The following is a 24,796-nucleotide window of genomic DNA, read 5'->3' as shown; positions in this document are numbered from 1 at the left end:
CGGACCGGTGGGACAATGACCGGGTGAATTCGCTGGTGGACATCGCTGTGTTCGGAATCGTGGGCGCCATCATGATGGCGGCCCTGGTCGGTCTGCTCCTGGTGGCCTCGGGCCGCGCGGGCGGGATCTCGCCCGGGGTCCAGAGGGTCTTCGCGGCCGCCGCCCTGGCGCTGCTGGTGGCGGTGCCGACGCTGGCCGCGATCAACGTGCTCTCGTCCGGGGCGGGCTTCTGGACGGGGTTCGCGGTGGCCTCCTGTGTGGCCGCGGTCGCCGCCGCCGTCAACGTCGGCCTGTCCCCGCTGGTGGCCGGGCGGCGGGGCGGCAACGCGACGGTGCTGCGGCCCTCGCTGCCGGTGTTCGCGGTGGGCCTGGTGCTGTGCCTGGCCCTGGGCCTGCTGACGGCCGGCCTGGCCGCCCTGTTCGTCTGACGCCGGAGACCACGGGGGCCCGCGGACCGGTGGTCCGCGGGCCCCCTCCGTCTTCCCGGCTCAGTCGTCGCCGGCCTTCTCCCCGGCGGCCTTCTCCTGTGCCGTCTTCTCCTCGGCGGCCGGCGCCTCCGCGCCCGAGATCGCCTTGTTGCGGCGGTCGAGTTCGGCCAGGTAGGCGTTGTAGGCGTCCAGGTCGGCGTCGTCGGAGCCGTCGCGGCGGGCGTGCCGCTCCCGGCGGCGCTCCTGCTTCTCGTCGTCGCGGGACCACTGCACCACCAGGGCCAGCATGACCAGCAGCGTCGGGATCTCGCCCAGCGCCCAGGCGACGCCGCCGCCCGCGTACTGGTCCTCGGCCAGGCCGTCGAGCCAGGGGACGTCGAACTGGCCGTAGTAGTCCATGGCGATGGGCGCCGACTGCATCATGATCGAGATGCCGAAGAACGCGTGGAAGCCCATGGCCAGCAGCAGGAGCAGGATGCGCAGCAGGTAGGGCATCTTGCGGGGCGCCGGGTCGATCCCGACGATCACCCAGTAGAAGAGGAACCCGGTGACCAGGAAGTGCACGCCCATGAACAGGTGGCCGAGGTGGTCGTTCATGAGCGTCGGGAACAGCGGGGTGAAGTACAGGGCGTAGGGGCTGAGGATGAACAGCGGCGTCGCCACCGCCGGGTGCGTCACCAGCTTGGAGTACCGGCTGTTCAGGAACAGGTTGAGCCACTCGCGCGGCCCGCGGTCGCCGCGCCGCTTCACCGGGTGCAGCGCCCGCAGCGCCAGGGTGACGGGCGCGCCCAGCACCAGCAGGATCGGGGTGAGCATCGACAGCACCATGTGCTGGATCATGTGGGTCGAGAACAGCACCATGGCGTAGGTGGCGAACCCGCTGAGCTGCACGGCCACGATGGTGAGCAGGCCCGCCGTGAAGGCGACCGCGCGCCCGGCCGGCCAGGAGTCGCCGCGGCGCACCAGGCGGACGACCCCGGCGGCGTACAGGCCCCCGGCGACGACCACGAGCATGATGAAGAACAGGTCGGGCCGCCACAGCGTGAGCAGGTTGGCCGCGTCCATGGGGGGCGGGACGGGGAAGCCGAGGATGAGCGCGGCCGGGTCCACCCGGCTGTCCAGCGGCGGGGGCGGCGCGGTGCGGCCCAGGCCCACGGAGACGCCGATGACGAGGGCCATGACGAGCACCTCGACGGCGGCGATGCGCAGGAAGAGCAGGCGGCGCCGGGCGGGCCATCCGGGTGCCTTGGCCGCGCCGTCCAGCCCCTTGAGGGCGAACTCGCGGTGCAGGTACCCGAAGGCGCCCAGGACGGCGAACAGCACGACCTTGACGAGGATGATCAGCCCGTACTCGGTGCGCAGCAGGGCGTCGAGCGACTCGATCCGGGCGAGGGCGCTGGCCAGGCCGCTGATCGCGACGCCGACGTAGGCCCACAGGGCGAGGCGGCTGAACCGGGCGGCGGCGGTCTCCACGGCGTCGCCCCTCGCGCGCATCGCGTGGAAGGTGAGCAGGGCCAGGCCACCGGTCCAGACACTGATGGTGATGACGTGCAGGGCCAGGCCGGTGACCGCCAGCTCGTGGGCGCCGGCGGAGGCGGAGTGGCCGGTGAGCGCGGGCGGGGTGGTGGCGGCCAAGGCCAGGACGAGCAGCCACAGGGCGCCGGTCGCACCGGTGACGGTGCGGCCGAACAGCAGGATGCCGGTGGTGAGCAGGATGACGAACATCAGCGCGATGCCGCCGGAGACCGATCCGGCGTAGGCGGTGACCTCGTCGACGCTGACCCGGCCCAGCGGCCGGGCGAGGAACTCCGACGCCTGGAAGTAGAGGGTGCCCACGGCGCCCGCCGCCCAGGCGAGCGCGCTCCAGGTGGCGGCGTGGACGTAGCCGACGGCCTGGCGGGACAGGCGGCCCTTGTCGGAGGGCAGCAGAACGACGGCGAGCAGCAGCGCGCCGATGGTGAGCACGCCCGCGGTCTCCATGACCGCCTTGGACAGGGGCAGCCCCCAGCGGACGGCGTCGCCCGCGTCGGGCAGGCCGGGGATGACCTCGGGGAAGGCGGCGCCGCCCAGGACCAGGGTGAGGCCCAGTCCGGCCAGGCACAGGACGGCGGCGACCGCCGCCAGGACCGGCGCGGCGGACGCGCGGGGCGCCCCGGCGCGGTCCGGGGTCGGGGTGATCTTTGCGGGAGGAGCCACGTGCCACTTCCGTCGTCGAGGTCGTTCAAGGCGGGGGATGCCGTCAAGGGGCGGCTCGGCGCACTCCAGCGTAAACCGTCCGTTACACGCCGCCGGTCGGGGGTGGTATGAGAACGCCGGCGGCGCGGGGGCCGCGGCGGGAAGTGGCGTTCGCCCCTCCCTTGCGTGTTCTTCGCGATACTCTCGGTGCTCTCAGCCGGGGTCCCCGCCCCGCGCCTCCCCCGCCGCCCCCCGTGCGGGCCCCTCGCCATGCTCCTCTCCATGGCCTTCCGCTGTACGCCCGACCGCCGCAGTCGCCCGAACGCGCACACACCCGAAGGGGAAGAGGAGATGACCGATTTCGACACGGTGATCCGGTCCGGGAGGACGGTCACCCCGGACGGGGTGGTCCCGGCCGCCGTCGGCATCCGGGACGGCCGGATCGAGGCGGTGGCCGGCCCGGGGGTCCGCTGGTCGGCCCGCGAGGAGGTCGACCTGGGCGGTACCGCCCTGCTGCCGGGGGCCGTGGACCTGGGCACCGGTGTGCACGACCCGGACGCCGGGCTCGGGGACTCCTACCGGGCGGCGGGCGCCGCGGCGCTGCGCGGCGGGGTCACGACGCTGGTCGTCTCCCCCGCACCCGCGCGGCCCGTGGTGGTCCGCGCCGACGACCTCCAGGCGCACCGCCGGGCGGCGGCCGGGGCGCGGGTGTCGCTGTACTTCCTGGGCGGGGTCGCACCGGGCAGCGGCCCGCTGGACCTGGCGGACCTGCGGGCGGCGGGAGCGGTGGCGTTCCAGTGCTCGCTGTCGGACGGGGGCGCCCCGGACATGGCGGCGCTGGACGACTCCCGACTGCGCAAGGCCATGGCGGAGCTGGCGGCACTGGACGCGGTCCTGCTGGTGCACGCGGAGGACGCCCGGGAGCTGGGCGCGCCCGCGGTGTCGGCGGAGCAGCGGCCGCCGCGGGCCGAGCGGCGGGGGCTGGAGCGGGTGATCTCCGCGGCGAGGTCGGTGGGCACGCGCACGCACGTGGCGCCGTTCACCGCGGCCGAGTGCGCGGCGCTGCTGTCGGCGGCCGGGTCGATCGGGGTGGGGCTGAGCGCGCAGACCTGTCCGCACTACCTGTGCCTGCCCGCGGAGCTGCTGGACCCGCGCTCGCCCGCGCACGCCTGCCGCCCGCCGGTGCGCACCGACGCCAACCGCAAGGCGCTGTGGAGCGCCCTGCTGGAACCGGGCTCGGCCATCACCTCCGTGTCCTCGGGGCACCTGCCCGCGCACGGGCTGCACACCCTGGAGTGGAGCCTGCCCGCGCTGTGGACGGCGGCCCGGCGCCGCGGGGCGGACCTGGACCTGCTGTCGCGGTGGACGGCCCGGGCCCCCGCCGAGCTGCTGGGGCTGGCGGGCAAGGGGCGCATCGCGCCGGGGTGCGACGCCGACCTGGTGGCCTTCTCCCCGGAGCGGCCGGTACCGGTCCCGCGCGTGGATCCCAGCCCCTACGCGGGTAGGGCTCTGGTCGGAGAGGTCGGCACGGTCTGGGTCTCCGGGATGCCCGCGTCGTCGGGCGTACGTGTCCCGCCCCACGGCCGGGCCTGACACCCTGTCAACAAGATCGCCGACACGCTGCCAGGTTGGCGATGGTGTCGCTGTGCCTTCACCGGTGACAGTGGGGGTATCAACGGAGATATCCAGGAGGAAACGTGCACGTCGCCGTGCCCCGTGAGATCAAGAACCACGAGTACCGTGTGGCCGTCACCCCGGCCGGAGTCCACGAGCTGACCCGCCGCGGACACGAGGTGTCCGTCGAACGGGACGCGGGCCTGGGCTCCTCCATCACGAACGAGGAGTACGAGGCGGCGGGCGCCCGCATCCTCGACACGGCGGACGAGGTGTGGGCCGCGGGCGAGCTGGTCCTGAAGGTGAAGGAACCCGTCGAGGCCGAGTACCACCGGATGCGCAAGGGCCAGACCCTCTTCACCTACCTGCACCTGGCGGCCTCGCGCCCCTGCACCGACGCCCTGCTGGACCGCGGCGTCACCGGCATCGCCTACGAGACCGTGCAGCTGCCGGACGGCTCCCTGCCGCTGCTGGCCCCCATGTCGGAGGTCGCGGGCCGACTGGCCCCGCAGGTCGGCTCGGTCACCCTCCAGCGGCCCAACGGCGGCCGGGGCGTGCTCATGGGCGGGGTGCCGGGCGTGCGCCCGGCCCGGGTCACGGTGATCGGCGCGGGCGTGTCCGGCCTCAACGCCGTCCAGATCGCGGCGGGCATGGGGGCCGACGTCACGGTGCTGGACCTCAACGTCGACAAGCTGCGCCACGTGGACGCGCTGTACCGCGGCCGGGTCAGGACGGTGGCGTCCAACTCCTTCGAGCTGGAGCTGTCGGTGCTGGAGTCGGACCTGGTCATCGGCGCGGTGCTGGTGCCGGGCGCCAGGGCCCCCAAGCTGGTCTCCAACGAGCTGGTGTCGCGCATGCGCCCCGGCTCGGTGCTGGTGGACATCGCCGTCGACCAGGGCGGCTGCTTCGAGGACTCGCGCCCCACCACCCACGACGACCCCACCTTCCGGGTGCACGACACGGTCTTCTACTGCGTGGCGAACATGCCGGGCGCGGTGCCCAACACCTCGACGCACGCTCTGACCAAGGACACGCTCCGGTACGTGACGGCCCTGGCCGACAAGGGCTGGCGCCGGGCCCTGGCCGAGGACGCGGCGCTGGCCGGCGGGCTCAACACGCACGCGGGCTCGGTCGTCTCCGCGCCGGTCGCCCAGGCCCACGGCCTCGATCACCTCCCGCTGGCGGAGGCCCTGGCCTAGCGTCCCGCCGGGCGCGCGCTCCAGGGCGGCGGGGCTCCCGGAGGTCCCCGCTGCCCGGGACGTTCGGGCAGGTCCGCGCGGCTCGGGGTGGTCGGCGGGGGCGGGCACGGGTACCGTCGTGGAGGAACGGAGCCCGTGTCCGGCCGCGGGCCGGAGGACCGAGACGGGCCCACGAGGACCGAGGTGGGACAGCGTGGGACACACCGGCTCGACGACCGCGACCCGGATCGTCGAACTCGAACTGATCCGGTTGCGGCCTCCGGGCCGGGCGCGCCGCGGGGCCGGGGAGGGCCCCGTCCTGGTGAGGATCGGCGACGGCGAGGGCGTCAGCGGCTGGGGCGAGGTGCCCTGGGCGACCCCGGGGCAGTGGGCGGAGCTGCGTTCGGCGTACGCCCCGGCCCTGCTGGACCACGCGTGGGCGCGTCCCACGGAGGCGGGTGCGGCCTGGGCCGCCCTGCCCTGGGACCCGGCGCTGGCCGCCGCGCTGGACACGGCCTGCTGGGACCTGTGGAGCCGCCAGCGCGGCACCCCGCTGGCGCACGCCCTGGGCGGGGAGCGCACGGCGCTGACGGCGGGGGTGACGGTGCCCCGGACGGTGAGCGTCGAGACGCTGATCATCGAGGTCAACCGGCAGGTGGGGGCGGGTTTCCGGCGCGTCCGGCTGGAGATCGCGCCGGGCTGGGACACCGAGGTGGTGCACGCGGTGCGGTCCCGGTTCCCGTTCCTCGTGCTCCAGGCCGACGCGGGCGGGCGCTACCTGGAGTCGCAGGAGCGGCACCTGGAGGCGCTGGTGGCGCTGGACGGGCTGGGCCTGCTCGCGGTGGAGGACCCCTTCGCCCCCGGCGACCTGGGGGCGTACGCGCGGCTGGCGGCCGAGCTGCGCACGCCGGTGGCGGTGGGCCGACCGCTGAACTCCCTGGAGGACCTGGGGCGGGCGGTGGAGGCCGAGGCGGGGAGCGCGGTGAACGTGGACGTGTCGCGGCTGGGCGGGCTCACCCCGGCCCGGCGGGCGGTGGACCTGGCGGTGGACGCCGGGTGGAAGGTGTGGTGCGGCTCGTCGGCCGCGACCGGGGTGGGGCGGGCCGCGACGGTGGCGCTGGCCGCGCTGTCGGGGGCGTCGCTGCCGGTGGAGATGCCCGGTGCCGGCAACCGGGGGCGCGACGGGCTGGTGGCGCCGCCGGTGCGCGCGCACGAGGGCGTGGTGCCGATCCCGCTCGCGGAGAGCGGCCTGGGGCACGGGGTGGACCGGGCGGCCGTGGCGGAGCGGACCGAGGAGGCCCTGCTGGTGGACTCCTCCGGGACCCGGGAGGCGGCCCGGGACCGTTGACCCCTCCCCTAACCGAACACCGTTAGGTAGAGTTGCCGCACCATTCGACCGACCCAGGACCGTGGAGGCGTGGTGCGCGTTTTCGCCGATATCGACGAGGTGGTCGCCGCCCAGGGCGAGCACCTGGGCTACACCGACTGGATCACCGTCGACCAGGAGCGGATCACCGGGTTCGCCGACGCGACCGAGGACCACCAGTGGATCCACGTGGACGGGGAGCGGGCCGCGGCCGGGCCCTTCGGCCGCACGATCGCGCACGGCTTCCTCAGCCTGTCCCTGCTCGCCCACTTCTCCCAGGCGATCATCCGCGTCGAGAGGAAGCCGTCGATGTCCATCAACTACGGCCTCGACAAGGTGCGCTTCCTCCAGCCCGTGACCGTCGGCTCGCGGCTGCGCGACGGGGTGGAGCTCACCTCGGTGCGCAAGGGGCCCAAGGGGTACCTGGTGTCCACCCGGCACACGGTGGAGATCGAGGGGCAGGAGCGGCCGGCCCTGGTGGCCGAGTCCCTGGGCCTCTGGGTGCCCTGACCCCGGGCCGCCCCGGCGCGACGGCGCGGGGGCGCCGGGAGATCCCCCGGCGCCCCCGCGTCCCCGCCGGCCTCAGCGCGCGATGCGGCGCAGCAGGCGGCGGCCCAGCCCCGGCGTGAACCAGCGCAGCTTGCGCTCGGTGCGCTCCGCCCGGCGGCGCAGCCGGTCGATCTCCCGCCGGGCCCTGCGCAGTTCCGCGCGCAGCTCCACCGGCGTCTGCTCGTGGACGTCCTCCGCCGCCGGCTCCCGCCGCTCCGTGCCCCAGGTGCCCCCGGCCCCCTCGGGGACCTCCGTGAACCGGTTCGCGGTCGTCCAGTGCAGGCCGCCCGTCTCCTCCACCACCCGGTCCAGGTCAGCACCCCGGGCCTTCGGGGACAGGTGCCGGGCGCGGGCGAACGCGGCGGCGCGCTCCAGGCGCAGCACCCCGTCCCCGGCCCGCAGCGCCCCGGGGACCGGAGCGCACACCAGCCCGGCGGACTTGCGGTCGGCCAGCCGCACCAGGTCGGCGACCGCGCCCGGCAGCGGGCGCACCCCGACCGGCAGGTGGAGCCGGAAGGGCACCCGGCCGTCGGGCTCGGGCACCTCCTCCACGCACCGCACCCGCAGGTCCCCCCGGTAGGTCTCGCGGACCAGCCGCAGGTCCAGCAGCTCCTCGGCCAGCGGTGAACGGCGCCCCTCGGACAGCTCCTCCCACGGGCCCGCCAGCCACACGCGCACGTCGGGTGCGGTCCCGGACAGCAGCGGGGCGACCGTGGCGTCGACCTCCTCCAGGGTGCGGCCGGACACGTCCAGCACCACCTCCGCCCGGGGCACCTCCCAGACCCGGGCGGGACCCTTGGACCGCAGGTGGAAGTCGGGCACCCGGTTGGCCACGTAGGGCGCCCGGAAGCGCATGCCCGCGCTGCGGCTGTCCTGCATCTGGGACCGGCCCAGGTGCCAGGAGTCGGACGCGCGGTCGGGGACGAAGAGCGCCCCCCGCTCGGCCAGCCGGTGGCCGAACTCGCTGTCGCCGCCCAGCACCAGGTCGGGGTCCATGCCCCCGGCCTCCTCGAACAGGCCGCGGGACAGCGATCCGGTGGCGCCGACGTACACCTTGAAGGCCCCGAACCCGGCGGTGCGCAGACCCTCGGTGCGGTCGACGACCTCCTCGATCCAGTGGGGGTCCGCGCCCTCCCGGTCGAACAGGCCCCCGGCCCGGCCGGCGGCCACCTCCTCCGCGACCCGCTCCGGGGCGAGGCCCGCGCCGAGCGCGGAGGGGTCGAAGTCCACGAACAGCTTGTGGCCCAGGACCACGGCGTAGTCGACCAGGTGGTGCCAGCGCATCTGCGCCTCGACGTGCTCGCGGTACACCAGCATGTCGGCGTCCAGGCGCAGCACCACCTGCCCGGAGGAGGCCGCCACACCGGTGTTGACGGCGTGGCCGGACCCCCACGCCCCGGCGGCCGCGGTGATCAGCCGGGTGTTCTCCGGCCGCACCGGGCCCAGCGCGAGCGGCTCGGGGGAGCCGTCGTCCACCACGACCACCTCCATGAGGTGGGCGGGGTAGCTCTGCCCGGCCAGCGACGCCAGCACCAGGGCCAGCTTCTCCGGCTGCCCGTGCGCGGGCACCACCACCGACACCGACAGGCTCGGCTCCCACTCCCCCGGGGCGGGCGGGTCGAGGAGCCCGTACTCGTTGCGGCGCACCCGCGGCTGGTCCGCGAAGTCCACCACCGGCCGCGGTCCGGGCCGGCGCGGGATGCTCTCAGAAGTGCTCAACGTGTCCCCCCGTGTGCTGCTCGGTGTGGCGGTCGTCGCCGAACGGGGCGGGCGCCCCCTCCAGCAGGGCGCTGGGGCGCCAGCCGATCCACTGTTCGGTGTGGTTGCGCAGGAAGTAGCCCAGGTCGACGTTCCAGGTGTGGCCGCCGCCCGCCCGGCGCAGCAGGTAGCCGAACCCGTGGGTGCGGTAGACCCGGCACCCGGCGCGGTTCACGGCGAGCAGGAACTGGCTGTCGATGGCGCGGGGCCGGGGGCGGAACCCGCCGACGTCCTCCAGGACGACCCGGTCGGCGAGGATGGTGCTGCCGACGATCGCGGGGCTGGGCACCTCGGACCGGTACCCGCGCCACACGGTGAGGTCCAGCTCCTCCAGGTAGGTGAAGTTCTGGCTGATGCCGACCACGTCCGCGCCCGAGTAGGAGCGGGCCAGCATGAGGTCCGCCAGGTGCTCGGGGCCGTACCAGTCGTCGTCGTCCCACTTGGCGATGACGGTCCCCGAGGCGCGGTCGACGGCCTCGTTCATGACGGCGCCGAACACCAGGTCCCGGTCCGCCTCGTGGACGACCAGCGGGATCCCGCAGGCCCGGAACCGGGCGATCTCGGCGGTCACCAGGGAGGCGGGGAAGCCGTGCAGGGCCAGCACCGCCTCGAAGCGGACGTGGCGCTGGCGGGCGATCTGGGCCAGGGCGAACCCCACGAGTTCGGGGCGGCGGGTGCACAGCACCACCGACACCCGGGTCTCCGGCGGGAGGGGCAGCCCGGCCTCGGCCGCCAGGGACCGCCACCGGGTGCGCACGCCGTGGGTGCGCAGGGCGGCGCGGCGCAGCCGGATGCTGTGCTCCTCGCGGCGCATCGCGTCGGTGAGGACCTCCTCCCCGACGGAGGGGATGAGGTCGATCAGGTCGGCACCGAGCCCGGCCGCCCAGGCGGGGGCGGGGCCGCCGACGAGCGGGACCCCTCCGGCCGCCAGCGAGGCGAGGGCGCGCACCGCGGAGGCGTCGCCGCGGTCGGGCCACTCCACCCGGACGCCGCGCAGGTGGCGCAGGCGTTCGAGGTCGTTCTCGGTGACGGTGCCGTCCAGGGCCGGGCGCACCAGGACGCCCGTGTCGTCGTGCACCCCCAGGCGGCCGTCGGCCTCGGCGAACCTGCCCAGCGGGCCCTTGGTCTTCTTGGTGAACCCGCTCGGGTTGACGAACCGGTCGTCGACGGGCGCGACGCGGGCGACCGGGTCGCCCGCGTACACGCGGGCCCCGGGAACGGCGGCCACGGGGGCGGGGCGGTCCACGACGGGGACCTCCACGTCCTCCCAGAACGGCAGGCCCTCCCCGTCGTCCAGGCGCAGGACCACGTCGGAGACGGGGGTGACCCGGTCGATCGCCACCGGCCCCGAGGCGCCCACGCCCCGGGCCGCCACGTCGCCGGGGCGCCACAGGGCGGCGTCGGTGCCGTGCAGCCCGCCCAGGATCCCGATGCCGGGACCGCGCCTGCGGCCGCGCGAGCCGTGGACGACGGCGGACAGCGCCTCGGCGACGGAGACCCCGCCGGGGAAGCACAGCTCGCAGGCCCAGCCGCGGTTCTCGAAGCGGCGGACCCGCATCTCGTGCAGGTCGTTCCACTCGTCGATGGTGGGCGGCGCGGGCACCAGCGGCCCCAGGTGGGCCGGGACGTGCCGGACCACGACGAGCAGGTGGGCGGTGGGCGGCAGCTGGGTGGAGACGGTGACGGCCCGGCGCAGGTCGGTGAGCCCGCCCGCCACGACGACGGTGAGCCCGGTCGCGGCGGGTTCGTCCTCCCCGCCCACGCCCGGGACCTCGACGGGGCGGCCCATCCCGTGCGCGTCGAGGTCGATCCGCAGATCGGCGGCGCGCAGGCGCAGGGCGGCGAGTTCGGCCCGGTCGGGGCCCAGGTCCCCGGTGAGGCAGAGTACGGCCGGCTCCTCGCCTCGGGTGCGCAGAGCCTGGCGGACGGCGGAGGTGATCATCGGGCGACCTCGATCGTCTCGGCGACACGGGTGGGCGCTTACCGACCACGAGGCCCCATGATAGACACGATCATCACTTTTAGTGCTTTACCGTGCGCGTGTTGTCATATCCACTGCTCAGGGCTTACCCGAAACGCCGAAAAGGACCGCCCGGAAAGGCGTCTCCGGGGGTACGGCCCACCCCGGCCGCAGACGCGCACCCGCACCGCGCATCCGGCGCAAGCCCCGGCGGCACGGCGCGGAGGCCGGCCCGGGTCGACCGAAGGGACCGTTCCGAAAGACCGGCCCGGGGTACGGCGCGTCCGTCAGGGAGGGCCGCCCCGAAGGCCGCCCTCCCGGTACCGCCTACGGCTCAGCGCACGATCTTGCGCAGGACCCGGCGGCCCACCCCCGGCGTGAACCAGCGCAGCTTGCGCTCGGCGCGGCGCGCCCGGGCCCGCTGCTTCTCCACCTCGGCGAGCGCCTGGTCCAGCTTGCGGCGCAGCGACTCCGAGCTCTCGTTCCTGCGCACCGGGGCACCCTCCTCGGGCTCGGGGACCGTGAAAACCTCCCCCGTCACCCAGTGCGCCCCGTACAGCTCCTCCACCGCGCGGTCCGCCTCGGCACCCGCCGCCCCCGGCGACAGGCGGCCGACCCGGGCGAACGCCGCACGGCGCTCCAGGCGCAGCACGCCGTCCGCGGCACGCGAGGCACCCGGCGGCGGAGCGCACAGCAGGCCCGCCCGCTCCTTGTTCGCCGCCTCCGCCATGTCCGCCACCGCCGTCGGCGTCAGCTTCGTCCCCGCCGGGGCGTGGAGCACGAAGGTCACCCGCGGGTCCGGCTCGGGGGGCGCCTCGACCAGGCGCACCCGCGGGTCGCCGCGGAAGGACTCCCCGATCAGCCGCAGGTCCAGCAGCTCCTCGTCGAGCGGCGACCGGCGCCCCCCGGACAGCTCGCCCCACGGGCCCACCAGCCACAGGCGCAGGTCGGGCGTGCTGCCCTGGAGCAGGGCGGAGGCGGTGACCTCGACCTCCTCCAGGGTGCGCCCGGCGGCGTCGATCACGGCGTCGACGTAGGGGACCTCCCACGAGCGGTCCGGGCTCTTGCGGCGCAGCCGGAAGTCGGGGACCCGGTTGGACACGTACGGGGTGCGGTAGCGCATGCCCGCGTCGCGGCGCGTCTGCATCTGGGAGCGGCCCAGGTGCCAGCTGCTGGTCTCCAGGTCGGGGATGAACACGGCGCCCTGCTGCGACACCCGGTAGGCGAACTCGGTGTCGCCGCCCAGCACCATGGCGGCGTCCATGCCGCCCGCCGCCTCGTACAGGCCCCGGTGCAGCGAGCCGGTCGCCCCGGTGAACACCCGGTACGCCTGGTGGGCGGCGGTGCGCAGCCCGGTGCTGCCGTCGATGATCTTCTCGACCCAGTGCTTGTCCGCGCCCGCGCGGTCGAACAGCAGCTCCGCCCGGCCGGCCGCGACCTCGTCGCGGACGTGCCCGGGGGTCATGGCGTCGGGGTCGAAGTCCACGAACAGCTTGTGCCCCAGGGCCACCCCGTAGTCCACGAGGTGGTGCCAGCGCATCTGGGACTCGACGTGCTCGCGGTAGACGAGCATGTCGGCGTCCAGGCGCAGCACGACCTGCCCGGAGGAGGCCGCCACACCGGTGTGGAAGGCGTGGGCCGACCCCCAGCCGCCGGGGGCGGAGGGGATCAGCCGGGTGTTCTCCGGCCGCACCGGGCCCAGCGCGAGCGGCTCCGGAGAGCCGTCGTCCACCACGACCACCTCCATGAGGTGCGCCGGGTAGCTCTGGCCCGCCAGGGCGGCCAGCACGAACGCCAGCTTCTCGGGGTGGCCGTGCGAGGGGATGACGACGCTGACCGACAGGGTCGGCTCCCACGCGCCCAGGGGCGCCGGGGTGAGCGGCGCGAAGTCGTTGCGCACCAGGCGCGGCTGGCCGGAGAAGTCCGCCTCCCCCCGCGGCAGGGTTGCCGGAACAGGTTCGGCGACCGGCTCCCGGCCGGTTTCCAGAGTGGTCAACGGAGTTCCCCCGTGTACTCGGTGACGGGCCGGCCGAAGGGCGCGGGCTCTCCCTCCAGGAGGGCGCTCGGACGCCAGCCGAACCACTGTTGGATGCGATTGCGCAGGAAGAAGGCCATGTCCTCGGACCAGGTGTGGCCGCCGCCGGTGCGGCGCAGCACATAGCCCAGTCCGTGGCCCCGGTAGATGCGGCCGCCGCCGCGCATGACGGCGATGAGGAGCTGGGTGTCGATGGAGCGGGGCACCGGCCGGAAGCCGCCGGTCTCCTCCAGCACCGCCCGGTCGGTGAGGATGGTGCCCCCGGCGATGAACCGGCTGGAGGACTCGGACCTGCCCTCCCGCCAGAGGGTCAGGTCGACCTCCTGGAGGTAGACGAAGTCCTGGCCGACGCCGAGCAGCTCCGCACCGGAGTAGGTGCGGGCCTGGACGAGGTCGGCGAGGTGGTCGGGGCCGTACCAGTCGTCGTCGTCCCACTTGGAGACGAGGTCCCCGGACGTGCTGGCGACGGCGTCGTTGAGCACCGAGCCGAAGATGCGGTCGGCGGGCGCCTCGCGCAGGACCAGCGGCCGCCCGGTCGCCCGGTACTCGGCGATGGCCGCGTCCACCTCCGGCAGCGAGGCGGGGAAGCCGTGCAGGGTGAGGACGAGTTCCACGTCGACCCCGCGCTGGCGGGCGATCTGGGCGAGCGCGAAGCCGACCATGTCGGGGCGGCGGGTGCACAGGATGACCGACACCGTGGGGGCGGGGGGCACCGGCACCCCGGCCAGGGCGCCCAGCTCGCGCCAGCGCGAGCGCGAGCCGTGCAGGCGCAGGGCGGTGCGGCGCAGGCGGACGCTGTACTCCTCGCGCCGCAGCGGGTCGGCCAGCCCTTCCGCGTCGGCGGCGGTGATGAGGTCGGCCAGCGGCGCGCCGAGCCCGGTCGCCCAGGCGGGGAGCGGGCCGCCGACCAGGGGGACCCCTCCGGCCGCCAGCGAGGCGACCGCGCGGACGGCCGCGGTGGGGCCGGTGTGCCCGGACCAGTCCACGCGGACGCAGCGCAGGTGGCGCATCCGGGACAGGTCCACGTCGGTGACCGAGCCGTCCGGGGCGATCACGGCCAGGTCCTTCTTCCCCTGGCGCACGACGGCGCGGTCGCCGTGGACGGTGAGGTCGCCCATGGGGCCGCTCGCGTCCTTGGAGAACCCGACGGGGTTGACGGTCAGCTCGTCGACGGGCGCGATGTCCGACGGGCCGGCGTTCTCCCGCACCTCCGCGCCGCCGGGGGCGGCGATCCGCTCCCAGGCGTCGACGCCGGTGGTGCGCCGGTCCAGCGCCGGGACCGCCTCGTCGGTCCACTCCGGCGGGGTGCCCTCCCCCACCCGCAGCGCCATGTCCCCCACCGGGGTGACCCGGCGCAGCGGCACGGGCCCGGCCGCCCCGATCCCGCGGGCGCCGGTGTCGCCGGGACGCCACAGCGCGGCCTCGGGCCCCGAGAGCGCGGCCAGGGGCGCCAGCGCGGGCCCCCGCCGCCGTCCGCGGGTCCCGAACCACACCGCGTCCAGGACCTGCGGGGTCTCGACGCCGTTGGGGAAGAACAGCTCGCAGAGCCAGCCGCCGCGGCCCGCCCGGCGCACCCGCATCTCCTGGAGTTCGCGCCACTGGCCCATGGCGGGGGCCGAGGGCAGCGGCGGCTCCTGGTGGCCGGGGGTGTCCACGACCGCCACCACCACCTGGACGGCGCGCGGCAGGTCCGCCGCGGCGGCCAGGCAGCGGTGCAGGTCGGCGGGGGTGGCGGCGACGACCGCCACCAGACCCGCCTCCGGCCCGCTGTCGCGCTCCCACAGGTCGCGCAGCTCCAGGGGCTCGCCCAGGACGCGGGCGTCCAGGTCCACCACCGCGTCCGACGGGGCGAGCGGGAGTCCGTCCAGGTGGGCGCGGGCCCCGGCGCCCGTGTGGCACAGCAGGGCGGTCTCGGTGCCGCGGGCGCGCAGGGCGTCCCGCAGGGCGGTGGTGATCATCCAGACCTCGTGGGTGTGTCGGTGCGGTGGTGCGAGCGGTGCGGGGAGGGTCAGATCCCCTTGCGGCCGAACACGTGCGCCCCCTTCTCCGCCTGCTCCTCGGTGCGGTGGAACTCCGGGTGGGCGGCCAGCCAGCGGTCGCCGACGGCGCGCTCCTCCGGGCGGTCGGCGTCGTCCAGGACGAACACGGCGTCCTCGGTGCAGTGCGGCAGCAGCAGCGGCAGCGCCGGGTGGCGGACCTGGAGCCCGGTGGCCTGCGGCGGGCCGTCGACGAACACCAGGCCCACCCCGGCCAGGCCGGCCAGGGCGGCGCGGTCGTACCAGCGGTCGGCGGTGGTGCGCTCCTCGCCGTCGACGGAGACGGTGTCCGTCCCGATCGGGGTGAAGGGGGCGTGGCGGACCTCGACGATGTCGTCGAGCCCGTGCGAGGCGACCAGGGCGCGGCTCAGCTCGGCGTAGCGGGCGTCGTGCTCCAGGGCCACGAGACGGCCGCGGCCGGCCCGGCGCAGCGCGTAGCCCAGCCAGACGCTGGAGGCCCCGCTCCCGCACTCCACGACGGTCTCCGGACGCAGCCGCTCGATGTGGCGGACCAGGACGCGCAGCACGTCGGGCGAGGCGGCCCAGCCGCGCAGCGGCGGCATGAACGCGGCGGTGTCGAGGTGGTCGCGCAGCTCGGCCCACGCGACCTGCTGCTCGTAGTCGGCGCGGCCCTGGACCTCGACGGCGCGCCGCAGCTCGCGGGAGGCCTTGGGCAGCGCCTGGTCGGAGATGCGCGAGACGCGCTCGCGCAGGTCCTTGAGGGAGCGGCGCGTCTCCAGCCGGTCCTCCCCCAGGGCCTGGGAGACGGTGCGGGCGTGCTCGCGCACCGACTCCTCCAGGGCGCGCACGGAGCGGCGCACCAGGACCAGGCCCAGGCCGAGTCCGCAGGCCAGTGCGGCGAGCAGGGCCAGGGCGACCAGGGTGCCCGCCTCCACCCAGGTGACCAGGCCCAGGCCCGCCGCGACGGCGAGTGCGACGGAGGCGAGGACCCCGGCCACGAGGGCGGCGGCCAGGAGGGGGCGCAGCAGGCGGCGCAGCGAACGCATGGCGGGCATCTCCAGGGGGGATGGTGGGCTGGCGAGGGACGAAGGGTGGAATCCCCGGGCGCGCCCGACCGGACGGAAGGGGTGGGGCGTCGGCGACGCGAACGCCCCTCGCGACCAAGAGACCACCTCGCGCGGATCGTCGAAACCCGCGTGCAGAGCAATTCTCCCGTTGTTCACCGGAAGATCACCGCCGACGGGCCGTGTCGCCCTCAAGAGTTCTCTGTCGCGGTGCCCCTGCCGGTGGCCTCCAGCAGGGCCTCCTCCACCGCCGGGACGAGCGTCAGGGCGTAGGTGGCGGTCATGTGGGAGTGGTCCCAGTACACGAGCACGTTGCCGATGACCGCGTCGCACCTGTCACCGGGGCACACGTGCCCGGTCAGGTCCACCGTGGACACGTTGGCGGGCAGTCGTCCGTCCCCGGCGAGCGCGGCGGCGGGATCGCGCTCGGCGAGGGAGTAGCCGATCGGGTCGGTGCAGTCCCCGGCCCGCCCGGCCGCCACGCACTCGGCACCGGCGTAGGAGTGCCGGGGCAGGTCGCGCATCCCGATGACGTCGATGCCCAGGGCGTCCAGCTCCCGCCAGCGCTCCACGAACCCCGGCGGGACGGCCTCCCCCTCGGCGCTGGCGCGGGTGGAGGAGGTGAACACGGCGTCGGGGCGCAGCCGCTCCAGCTCCTCCATGGCCCGGGCGTCCCACTCCTGGCACTCGGTGAAGACCCGGCCCTGTGTGTAGGGGACCTCCGCGCTGAACTGGCACCCGCTCTTGGTGAACGACACCAGGCGCCACCCGTGCCGCAGGGCGACCTGTTCCAGAGCCGGGTACCAGTGGGCGGTGCGCGAGGCCCCGACCATGGCGACGGTGTACCCGGCGTCCTCGGGACCGGTCCGGCACAGGACGGGCTCGGTCGCGGACAGGGGGACGTGGCAGCCCCGGAGGTGGTGCCCGGACAGGTCGTCGCGGGCGTCGAGGGGGTCGGGGACGACCGGCAGGTCGGGCAGGACCGCGGCCAGCTCGGGGCGGGCCACCAGGGCGGCCCCCGGGTAGTCGACGGGCTCGACGACGCGCTCGGCCCGCTCCCGCTGCTCCCGGACCAGCCGGTCCGACCACTGGGAGCCGATCACCAGGGCGGGGGCCAGCAGCAGGACCGCGGTCGCCGCCGACCAGGCCGGCAGCCAGGGGCGGGGCACCCGCCGGCCCAGGCGCTCGGCACCGCCCTCGACGACCCGGGCGGTGGTCCAGGCCAGCCCCAGGGAGAGGGCCAGCACGGCCGCGCCGCCCAGCGGAGAGGCCAGGGTCCGCCCGGTGAGCTCCAGGTACACCACCAGGACGGGCCAGTGCCAGAGGTAGAGCGTGTAGGACAGGCCGCCCAGCGCCATGAGCGGGCGCAGGGTGAGCACCCGGTGGACGCCGAACCGGCCTCCCCCGCCGCCGGCCACGACGACGGCGGCCGCGGCGAGGGTGGGCCACAGGGCCGCGTAGCCGGGGAACAGCGTCGACACCGGGAACAGCACCCCGCACAGGACCAGGGCGGCCAGGCCGCCCCAGCCCAGGAGGAACCGCGCCGCCGTGGGCGGGCTGAGCCGGTGGACGACCAGGGCCAGCACCCCGCCCAGGGCGAGCTCCCACAGGCGGGCGCCGGTGTCGAAGTAGGCCCAGGGCTGGTCGGCGGCGGTGATCCACACCGAGTACGCCAGGGACAGGGCCAGCACCGCGCCGACCGCGGCCAGCGAGGCCCGCCGCATCCGCTCCCGTCCCGCGACCAGCAGCACCGCGCCCAGCAGCAGGGGCCACAGCAGGTAGAACTGGCCCTGGATGGACAGGGACCAGAAGTGCTGCACCGGGCTGGGCGCCTCCTCGCGGGCGAGGTAGTCGACGGCCGCCGCCGCCAGCGCCCAGTTCTCGTAGTACAGCGCGGACGCGTACACCTCGGCGATGACTCCGGGCCAGCGCGACGGCGGCAGCCACAGGTACGCCATGGCCGGCACCGCCGCCAGGACGACGCCGGCGGCCGGGGTCAGCCGCCGCAGCAGCCGGCCCCAGAACGCGAACGGGGCGAGTCGGCCCTCGCGCTCGGCCGAGCGCACCAGGGATCCGGTGATGAGGAACCCGGTGAGGAAGAGGAAGACGTCCACTCCGCCGGAGACCCGGCCGAACCAGATGTGGTAGACGGCGACCAGGAGCACCGCGACCGCGCGCAGCCCCTCGATCTCCGGGCGGAAACCTCCGCGCGGGGCGGACCCGCGCTCGGTGGCGTGGCGTTCGGAAGCGGACATGGACGTGCCTCGGGAGTCGTGCGGGAGGAAGGGGTGGCGTCGGATCCTCGCCCATGCCGGGGAACGAGCGGTGAACCGGCCGCCAACCCGCGGCGACCTGCGCCCGGCGACATCGGCCGAATCTCCGAAACGGCGCGGGTTCTCCCCTTCGGGCACGTTCCCACCGTACGAACACGGTTCCCCACGGAAAGTACGCGGTCACGGAGGGTCGCCGCCGGTTTATTCCCCGCCCCGGGTGTCGCCGGTCCGACACCGGGGGCGTCGCCGAACGGCTGATAGCTTGCTGCTTAGCGATCCCATCGCTGGTAAGTGACGACGAACCGCCTCATCGGAAAGGTGCGTCAGAGATGTCTGCGCCATACACGCTCCCCGAGCTGCCCTACGACTACGCGGCCCTGGAGCCGTGGATCTCCGGTCAGATCATGGAGCTGCACCACGACAAGCACCACGCCGCCTACGTCGCCGGTGCCAACTCCGCGCTGGAGCAGCTGGCCGAGGCCCGCGACAAGGGCGACTTCGGCTCCGTGACCATGCTGGAGAAGAACCTCGCGTTCCACCTCGGCGGCCACGTCAACCACAGCGTCTTCTGGAAGAACCTGTCCGCCGAGGGCGGCGACAAGCCCGAGGGCGAGCTCGGTGCCGCCATCGACGACCAGTTCGGGTCCTTCGACGCCTTCCGCGCCCACTTCAACGCGGCCGCGGCGAGCCTCCAGGGCTCCGGGTGGGCGTTCCTGGCCTGGGACGCCCTGGGCCAGCGCCTGATCATCGAGCAGCTCTACGACCAGCAGGGCAACGCCGCGCTCAGCTCGGTCCCGCTGCTCATGCTGGACATGTGGGAGCACGCGTTCTACCTCCAGTACAAGAACGTGAAGGCCGACTACATCAAGGCGTTCTGGAACGTGGTCAACTGGGCCGACGTCCAGGAGCGCTTCGAGTCCGCGCGCACGGTGCGGATCGGCTAGCCGACCGCCCGGGAACACCGCGGGGGCGGTGCCGTCGCCAGGACGGCACCGCCCCCGCGCGTCGCGGGTCAGACCACCAGCGGGACCGGCGCGTCGACCGGGCCGTGGCGGTCCAGCTCGCGCCAGGCGCGCGAGAGCCGCCAGACGACCTCCTCGCGGCCGGCGGCGTCGGCGGGGACGGGCAGCCGGAAGTAGCGGTCGTGCGCGTCGGTGGGGGACGCCGACATCAGCGTCCCGGGCACCAGTTCGAGGCCGTGGCAGAGCGCCACCTGGGCGTAGGCGCGCGAACCCGCCCCGGGCAGCTCGATCCACAGGGCCGCACCGCCGTCGGGGCGCCGCCACCGCCAGTCGGGCAGGTCCCGGCGCAGCAGCTCCTCCAGGTGGTCCAGGGCGGCCTCCAGGTGGTCCGACCGCTGCCGGGCGAGCCGGTCGTAGTCGGCCAGCAGGCGCACGGCGACGACCTGGTCCAGCAGGGGCCCCGCCAGGTCGGCCAGGACCTTGCGGCGGCTGAGCCGCACCGCCATCTCCACCGGGGCGCGCAGCCATCCGACGCGCAGCCCCGCCCAGGCCACCTTGGACAGCGAGTCCACGCTGATGACCTCCGCTCCCCGGGGCGCGTACGCCGCCAGCGGCGGCGGCTCCTGCGGGTGGCGGACACCGGTGTAGGCGGCGTCCTCCAGGATCGGCACGCCCGTGCGGGCCGCCAGCTCCCCCAGCTCGCGGCGGCGCGCGACGGACATCATCGTGCCGGTCGGGTTGTGGTACGAGGGCATGACGTAGAGCAGGTGCGGCGCGTGCTCCTGGACGGCCCGGCGCACCCCGTTGATGTCGATGCCCTGGTCGTCGAGCGGCACCGGCACGAATCTCGCCCCGCGGTCGCTCATGAGGTCGAGGCATCCGGCGAAGCCGGGGTCCTCCACCACCACGGGCGACCCCTTGCGCAGGTAGAGCTGGGACACCAGGGAGATCGCCTGGTGGGCGCCGGTGGTGACGACGATCTGGTCGGCGGTGGTGGGCAGGCCCCGGTCGGTGTGGAAGCCGGCGATGGCCTCGCGCAGCGCCGGGAGCCCGCGCGGGTGGTAGGTGCCCTCGGCCAGCAGCGGGCCCAGGTCGTCCAGGCTCCGCCGGATGACCTCCTCGACCCCGGGCAGGGCCGGGGTGCTCATGCAGGACAGGGAGACGAGGTCGGCGTCCTGCTGGATGAGGTTGCGGTACATGTACTGGCCGGCGCCGTTGGGCGCCCAGCCGTCGGCGCGGACCGGCGCCACCGTGCTGCTGACCCGGGTGCCGCTGCCCTGGCGGCTGTCGAAGACCCCCTCGGAGCGCAGGAGGTCGTAGGCGGAGACGACCGTGGTCCGGCTGACCCGCAGCGCGGTCGCCAGGACGCGCTCGGAGGGCAGGCGCGCGCCGGGGGCGAGGCTGCCCTCGTCGATGAGGGCGTGCAGGGAGTCGGCGAGCCTGCGGTAGAGCGCGCCGTCCCCGGAGGACCAGGCCCCGAGGAGTCCGACGAGTTCGTCCACCGTCCGAGAAGAGTCCATTCTCGCCTCCATTGGCCCTGTGCTCCGCTTCTCTTCGTGTCCATACTGACAGAAATGGACCCCTAAAAGGAGTCATTATGGCAGACCAATCCTTGTTCCTGGCCGAATCCCGGGTCATCCGCGGCGACCGGCTGGAGCCGCTGGTAGCGGCGGTACGCGCACGGGCCCGGTCCACCGGGGGCCACATCGGCGAAGTGGACTTCTCCAGGACCGGGGACGGGGTCCGCATCGTCTCCCTGTGGCGGGATCCCGCGGCGCTGCGGTCCTTCGTGGAGCGCACGCACGCGCTCCTGGTGGCGCACCGCGACCGCACCGGCGCGTTCCCCCGGGTGGAGCGCACCCTGTGGTGGTCCGCGCGCGGGCCCGGGGCGGAGGAGGTCCGCGGGCGCGAGGAGCACCTGCGCACCCGCGGCCCGGGGCCCGCGGCGTTCACCCTCGCGTCCCCGGTGCCGGCCGCGGCGTCCGCGCGCCGGGCCGCCCCGGCGCCGTCCCCGCGGCCGGAGCGCCGCCCGGCCCCGGCGGGCCGCCGGGGCCGTACCCCGGCCGCGGGCCGGGCGCGGCCCGCGGCGGCCCGCTGACCGCCCCGGTCGGAGCCGGTGTCCGGCGGTCGGCCGGGGTCGGCGGCACCGGCCGCCCCGGGTAGTCTTCGAGGTCGAGACAGACCGTCGGCGACAGGGGAGGCGGTGGCGGCGGTGCCCAGCGGTGACGAGGTGTCCGGACCCCCCGAGGAGACCCCGGACCCGGCCCCCGGGCGGGAGCCCGGGACACAGGACGCCGCCGGGACCGCGCGGGACGCCGCCGGGGAACCGGAGGACGGCACCGGCGAGCCGGGCGGCGACGGCGCGTCGGCGGACACCCCGGCCCCCCGCTCCCGGCTGCGCACCCGGATCGCCGTCGGCGTCTCCCTCCTGCTGATCCTCTCGCTCGTCGTCACGCTCACCGTCCCCGCCGGGCGCGACTCGCTGCGCTCCCTGTGGTGCGGGCTCACCGGCGGCGTGTGCCCGGCCGAGGACCTGCCCCCGATCACCGAGGACGAGGAGACCGACTGGCGGACCCGGATGGGACCGGAGGAGGCGGCCCTGTGGGGCAACTACGTCGCCCTGGGCGACTCCTACTCCTCCGGGGACGGCGCGGGCGACTACGCGCCCGAGACCGCGGCGGCCGGGGGCTGCTGGCGGTCGGCCAACGCCTACGCCCACCTCATCGACGACGAGTTCGACTTCGCCGGGTCCCTCGCCTTCTACGCGTGCAGCAGCCACCGGGGCAAGGAGATGGTCGACGAGCTGGGCACCCCCGACTCCCAGATCGAGCGGGTCACCGAGCACACCTCCCTGGTGACCCTGGGGATCGGCGGCAACGACCTGGGGTTCATCCCGGTCCTGCGCACCTGCATCGTGCGGATGCCCCTGCTGGAGAGCAGCGTCTGCACCGAGCAGGAGGAGGACGTCGACAAGCGGATGAGGCACTTCGAGGAGACCCTGGCGACCGTCATCGCGGAGATCCGCGACCGCGCCCCCGACGCGCGCGTCCTGGTGCTGGGCTACCCGCGGCTGTTCCCGGAGGAGCCGCCGGGGATGTACTACACGCTGACCACCAAGAACCAGCTGTGGCTCAACGGCGTCGCCGAGCGGTTCAACGAGCGCATCCGGGACGTGGCCTACCGGGCCGACGGCGACGTCTACGGCTCCCGGCAGACGGGCAGCGTGGAGTACGTCAACACCTTCTCGGCGCTCACCGGCCACGAGGTCAGCGCCGAGGACGCCTGGCTGAACGGGATCGTGCTGGGCCGGTTCGGCGAGGGCCTGAAGGTGGACCGGGCGACCTTCCACCCCACCGCCCAGGGGCAGATGTCGATCGCCGAGCGGGTGCGGCTCCAGATCCTCGAAGGCCCCGAGAGGGTGCTGTACGTGTCCCGGGAGACCCTGGAGCGGGTGGACGAGTCGCTGCTGCACACCGAGCTGGGCGGACCGCTGGACCCGGCGCACCCGCCCTCGGACGCGCCGTCGGAGTCCCCGCGGGAGGAGGACCCCGTCAACGAGGCGGACGGCTGACCCGTCCCCGCCGCCCCGTGCCGTACGCGCGGCCGGGCCCGCCCCGTCGGCCGGCACCCGCGACGGGTCGTCCTCGAAGGGACGCGCAGGACTGTTCGGAGAAACCACCGCACGCGACCGGACGGGCGACCGTGCCCCCACGGGAGCATCCCTTCCCGTGCCGTGCGCGCGGCCGGGCCCGCCCCCGGAGCGGGGGCGGGCCCGGCGCGTTCACGGGGCGGTCAGCGCCCGGCCCGCAGGTCCTCCAGCACCTCGGCGAACCGGTCCAGACCCCAGTTGAGGTCCTCCTCGCCGATCACCAGCGGCGGGGACATGCGCACCGTCGAGCCGTGGGTGTCCTTGACCAGGACGCCGTTCTCGGCGAGCCGCCGGCACATCTCCTTGCCCGAGGCCAGCTCCGGGTCCACGTCCACACCGGCCCAGAGGCCGATGCTGCGCACGGAGACCACCCCCCGGCCCACGAACTCCTCCAGGCGGCGTCCGAAGAGGTCGCCCAGCTTGCGGGCGTTCTCCAGGTAGGGGCCCTCCGTCAGCATCCGGACGACCGTGGACCCCACCGCCCCGGCGAGGGGGTTGCCGCCGAAGGTGCTGCCGTGCTGGCCCGGCTGGATGACGCCGAGCACGTCCTCGTTCGCGACCATCGCCGACACCGGCAGGATGCCGCCGCCCAGCGCCTTGCCGAACAGGTAGGCGTCGGGGACGACGCCGGTGTGCTCGCAGGCGCGGATCGTGCCGGTGCGCCCCAGGCCCGACTGGACCTCGTCGGCGATGAACAGCACCCGGTTGGCGTCGCAGACCTCCCGCACCCGCGGCAGGTAGTCCGGCGGCGGGACGATGACGCCCGCCTCGCCCTGGACCGGCTCGATGAGGACGGCGACGGTGGTGTCGTCGATGGCCGCCTCGATGGCGGCGGCGTCGCCGTAGGGCACCGAGCGGAAGCCCGGCGTGTACGGGCCGAAGCCGGTGCGGGCCTCGGGGTCGGAGGAGAACGAGATGATCGTGGTGGTGCGCCCGTGGAAGTTGGCCCCGGCCACGACGATGGTGGCCTGGTTCTCGGGCACGCCCTTGACCTCGTAGCCCCACTTGCGGGCGACCTTGATGCCGGTCTCCACCGCCTCCGCGCCGGTGTTCATCGGCAGGACCTTCTCCTTGCCGACCATCCGGGCCAGGGAGTCCACCCAGGGCCCGAAGCGGTCGTTGTAGAAGGCGCGGCTGGTGAGTGTCACCCGGTCGAGCTGGCGGTGGGCCGCGTCCAGCAGGTCGGGGTTGTGGTGTCCGAAGTTCATGGCCGAGTACCCGGCCAGGCAGTCGAGGTAGCGCTTGCCCTCCACGTCGGTCACCCAGGCCCCGCGGCCCTCGGCGATGACGACGGGCAGGGGTGCGTAGTTGTGCGCGGAGTGCTCTTGCGCGAGGGCGATGTGGTCCGCGCTGGAGAGCGCGGGTGCGTCCTGTTCCGGAAGTGTCGCGCCGAGGTCTCCGGCGCCGTCCTGCTGCCCCAGGTTCTGGGTGTTGCTCATCCAACCGCTCCGATCACCATTGACCGATGTCAGACAGTAGATACCCACCGGGGCGCCCGGTAGAGCCCCCGGCGGCGGGTCTCCACGAGTTGAGCAGATGATCCGGTGAGCCCACAAGGGGTGAGGTCGGTCACAAGTGGACGGCCGGGCCCGAAACCCGGGCTCCGCGCACACCCCGGAACACCCCCGGAACAGGGCCGTCCGAACGCTGTGACCGGGCCCGTGAGGTGGGGTGATGCGGTCCACACCCCCGGTGGCGGTGGGCCGGGCCCCCGCCGGGTACGGTCGGCACACAAGCCACCGACACGTCGACCGTTTCCGGTCGGCGCCGGTGTTCCGCCGCGAGCCA

Annotated in this window: 17 protein-coding genes; 8 read left to right on the top strand and 9 right to left on the bottom strand. The window is 75.0% G+C overall.

The window, feature by feature from the left end; genetic code table 11:
• Positions 1 to 23: 23 nt before the first annotated feature.
• Positions 24 to 428, top strand: coding sequence for a hypothetical protein (locus tag BUE45_RS05270; RefSeq protein ID WP_245832824.1), 405 nt, complete (start codon positions 24 to 26; stop codon positions 426 to 428).
• 60 nt (positions 429 to 488) lie between these two features.
• Here the strand turns inward: BUE45_RS05270 and BUE45_RS05265 are convergent, their stop codons facing one another.
• A complete protein-coding gene (locus tag BUE45_RS05265; RefSeq protein WP_073375780.1) occupies positions 489 to 2,624 on the bottom strand; it encodes a bifunctional copper resistance protein CopD/cytochrome c oxidase assembly protein in 2,136 nt (711 codons plus the stop codon).
• Between the two features lie 330 nt (positions 2,625 to 2,954).
• Here BUE45_RS05265 and BUE45_RS05260 point away from each other — a divergent pair, with 330 nt between their 5' ends.
• The 4 genes from BUE45_RS05260 to BUE45_RS05245 all read left to right on the top strand — a co-directional run bounded on the left by BUE45_RS05260 (position 2,955) and on the right by BUE45_RS05245 (position 7,271).
• A complete protein-coding gene (locus BUE45_RS05260; protein ID WP_073375778.1) occupies positions 2,955 to 4,196 on the top strand; it encodes an amidohydrolase family protein in 1,242 nt (413 codons plus the stop codon).
• A 104-nt stretch (positions 4,197 to 4,300) separates the two neighbouring features.
• Positions 4,301 to 5,416 carry an alanine dehydrogenase gene (gene ald, locus BUE45_RS05255; RefSeq protein WP_073375776.1) on the top strand — a complete coding sequence of 372 codons (1,116 nt, stop codon included), beginning with the start codon at positions 4,301 to 4,303 and terminating at the stop codon, positions 5,414 to 5,416.
• Between the two features lie 193 nt (positions 5,417 to 5,609).
• Complete coding sequence (locus BUE45_RS05250) at positions 5,610 to 6,743, top strand: enolase C-terminal domain-like protein (RefSeq protein ID WP_073375774.1); 1,134 nt, start codon at positions 5,610 to 5,612, stop codon at positions 6,741 to 6,743.
• A 72-nt stretch (positions 6,744 to 6,815) separates the two neighbouring features.
• A complete protein-coding gene (locus BUE45_RS05245) occupies positions 6,816 to 7,271 on the top strand; it encodes a MaoC family dehydratase (protein ID WP_178378465.1) in 456 nt (151 codons plus the stop codon).
• Between the two features lie 72 nt (positions 7,272 to 7,343).
• On the opposite strand, the gene BUE45_RS05240 is transcribed toward BUE45_RS05245, so the two are convergent.
• The 6 genes from BUE45_RS05240 to BUE45_RS05215 all read right to left on the bottom strand — a co-directional run bounded on the left by BUE45_RS05240 (position 7,344) and on the right by BUE45_RS05215 (position 18,379).
• Positions 7,344 to 9,029, bottom strand: a complete 1,686-nt coding sequence (locus BUE45_RS05240; RefSeq protein WP_073375769.1) for a glycosyltransferase family 2 protein — start codon at positions 9,027 to 9,029, stop codon at positions 7,344 to 7,346.
• A complete protein-coding gene (locus BUE45_RS05235) occupies positions 9,016 to 11,010 on the bottom strand; it encodes a glycosyltransferase family A protein (RefSeq protein ID WP_073375767.1) in 1,995 nt (664 codons plus the stop codon). Before BUE45_RS05235 ends, BUE45_RS05240 begins: the two co-directional genes overlap by 14 nt.
• A gap of 352 nt (positions 11,011 to 11,362) precedes the next feature.
• A complete protein-coding gene (locus tag BUE45_RS05230) occupies positions 11,363 to 13,024 on the bottom strand; it encodes a glycosyltransferase (protein WP_073375765.1) in 1,662 nt (553 codons plus the stop codon).
• A complete protein-coding gene (locus tag BUE45_RS05225; protein WP_073375763.1) occupies positions 13,021 to 15,021 on the bottom strand; it encodes a glycosyltransferase family 2 protein in 2,001 nt (666 codons plus the stop codon). Before BUE45_RS05225 ends, BUE45_RS05230 begins: the two co-directional genes overlap by 4 nt.
• A gap of 50 nt (positions 15,022 to 15,071) precedes the next feature.
• Positions 15,072 to 16,106, bottom strand: coding sequence for a class I SAM-dependent methyltransferase (locus BUE45_RS05220; RefSeq protein ID WP_073375760.1), 1,035 nt, complete (start codon positions 16,104 to 16,106; stop codon positions 15,072 to 15,074).
• Between the two features lie 209 nt (positions 16,107 to 16,315).
• Entirely contained in the window at positions 16,316 to 18,379 is a 2,064-nt protein-coding gene (locus BUE45_RS05215) for an acyltransferase family protein (RefSeq protein ID WP_073375758.1), read from the bottom strand.
• A gap of 347 nt (positions 18,380 to 18,726) precedes the next feature.
• Here BUE45_RS05215 and BUE45_RS05210 point away from each other — a divergent pair, with 347 nt between their 5' ends.
• Complete coding sequence (locus BUE45_RS05210; RefSeq protein WP_073375756.1) at positions 18,727 to 19,341, top strand: superoxide dismutase; 615 nt, start codon at positions 18,727 to 18,729, stop codon at positions 19,339 to 19,341.
• Positions 19,342 to 19,409: 68 nt separating this feature from the next.
• Here the strand turns inward: BUE45_RS05210 and BUE45_RS05205 are convergent, their stop codons facing one another.
• The gene (locus tag BUE45_RS05205) at positions 19,410 to 20,879 is read right to left on the bottom strand and encodes an aminotransferase-like domain-containing protein (protein ID WP_084736965.1); all 1,470 of its coding nucleotides are present in this window, start codon (positions 20,877 to 20,879) and stop codon (positions 19,410 to 19,412) included.
• A gap of 77 nt (positions 20,880 to 20,956) precedes the next feature.
• On the opposite strand from BUE45_RS05205, the gene BUE45_RS05200 reads away from it, so the two are divergent.
• Both BUE45_RS05200 and BUE45_RS05195 read left to right on the top strand, forming a co-directional pair.
• The gene (locus BUE45_RS05200; protein ID WP_084736964.1) at positions 20,957 to 21,457 is read left to right on the top strand and encodes a DUF3291 domain-containing protein; all 501 of its coding nucleotides are present in this window, start codon (positions 20,957 to 20,959) and stop codon (positions 21,455 to 21,457) included.
• Between the two features lie 114 nt (positions 21,458 to 21,571).
• Positions 21,572 to 22,930: an SGNH/GDSL hydrolase family protein gene (locus BUE45_RS05195; RefSeq protein WP_073376424.1), complete on the top strand. Its 1,359-nt coding sequence runs from the start codon at positions 21,572 to 21,574 to the stop codon at positions 22,928 to 22,930.
• A gap of 221 nt (positions 22,931 to 23,151) precedes the next feature.
• On the opposite strand, the gene rocD is transcribed toward BUE45_RS05195, so the two are convergent.
• On the bottom strand, positions 23,152 to 24,447 hold the full coding sequence (gene rocD / locus BUE45_RS05190; protein WP_073375748.1) for an ornithine--oxo-acid transaminase: 1,296 nt from the start codon (positions 24,445 to 24,447) through the stop codon (positions 23,152 to 23,154).
• Positions 24,448 to 24,796 lie beyond the last annotated feature (349 nt).

Source organism: Nocardiopsis flavescens, from assembly GCF_900141985.1.
Taxonomy (GTDB): Bacteria; Actinomycetota; Actinomycetes; order Streptosporangiales; family Streptosporangiaceae; genus Nocardiopsis; species Nocardiopsis flavescens.
The sequence above is the reverse complement of the archived record's forward strand: the minus strand, read 5'-3'. Positions and strand labels throughout refer to the sequence as shown.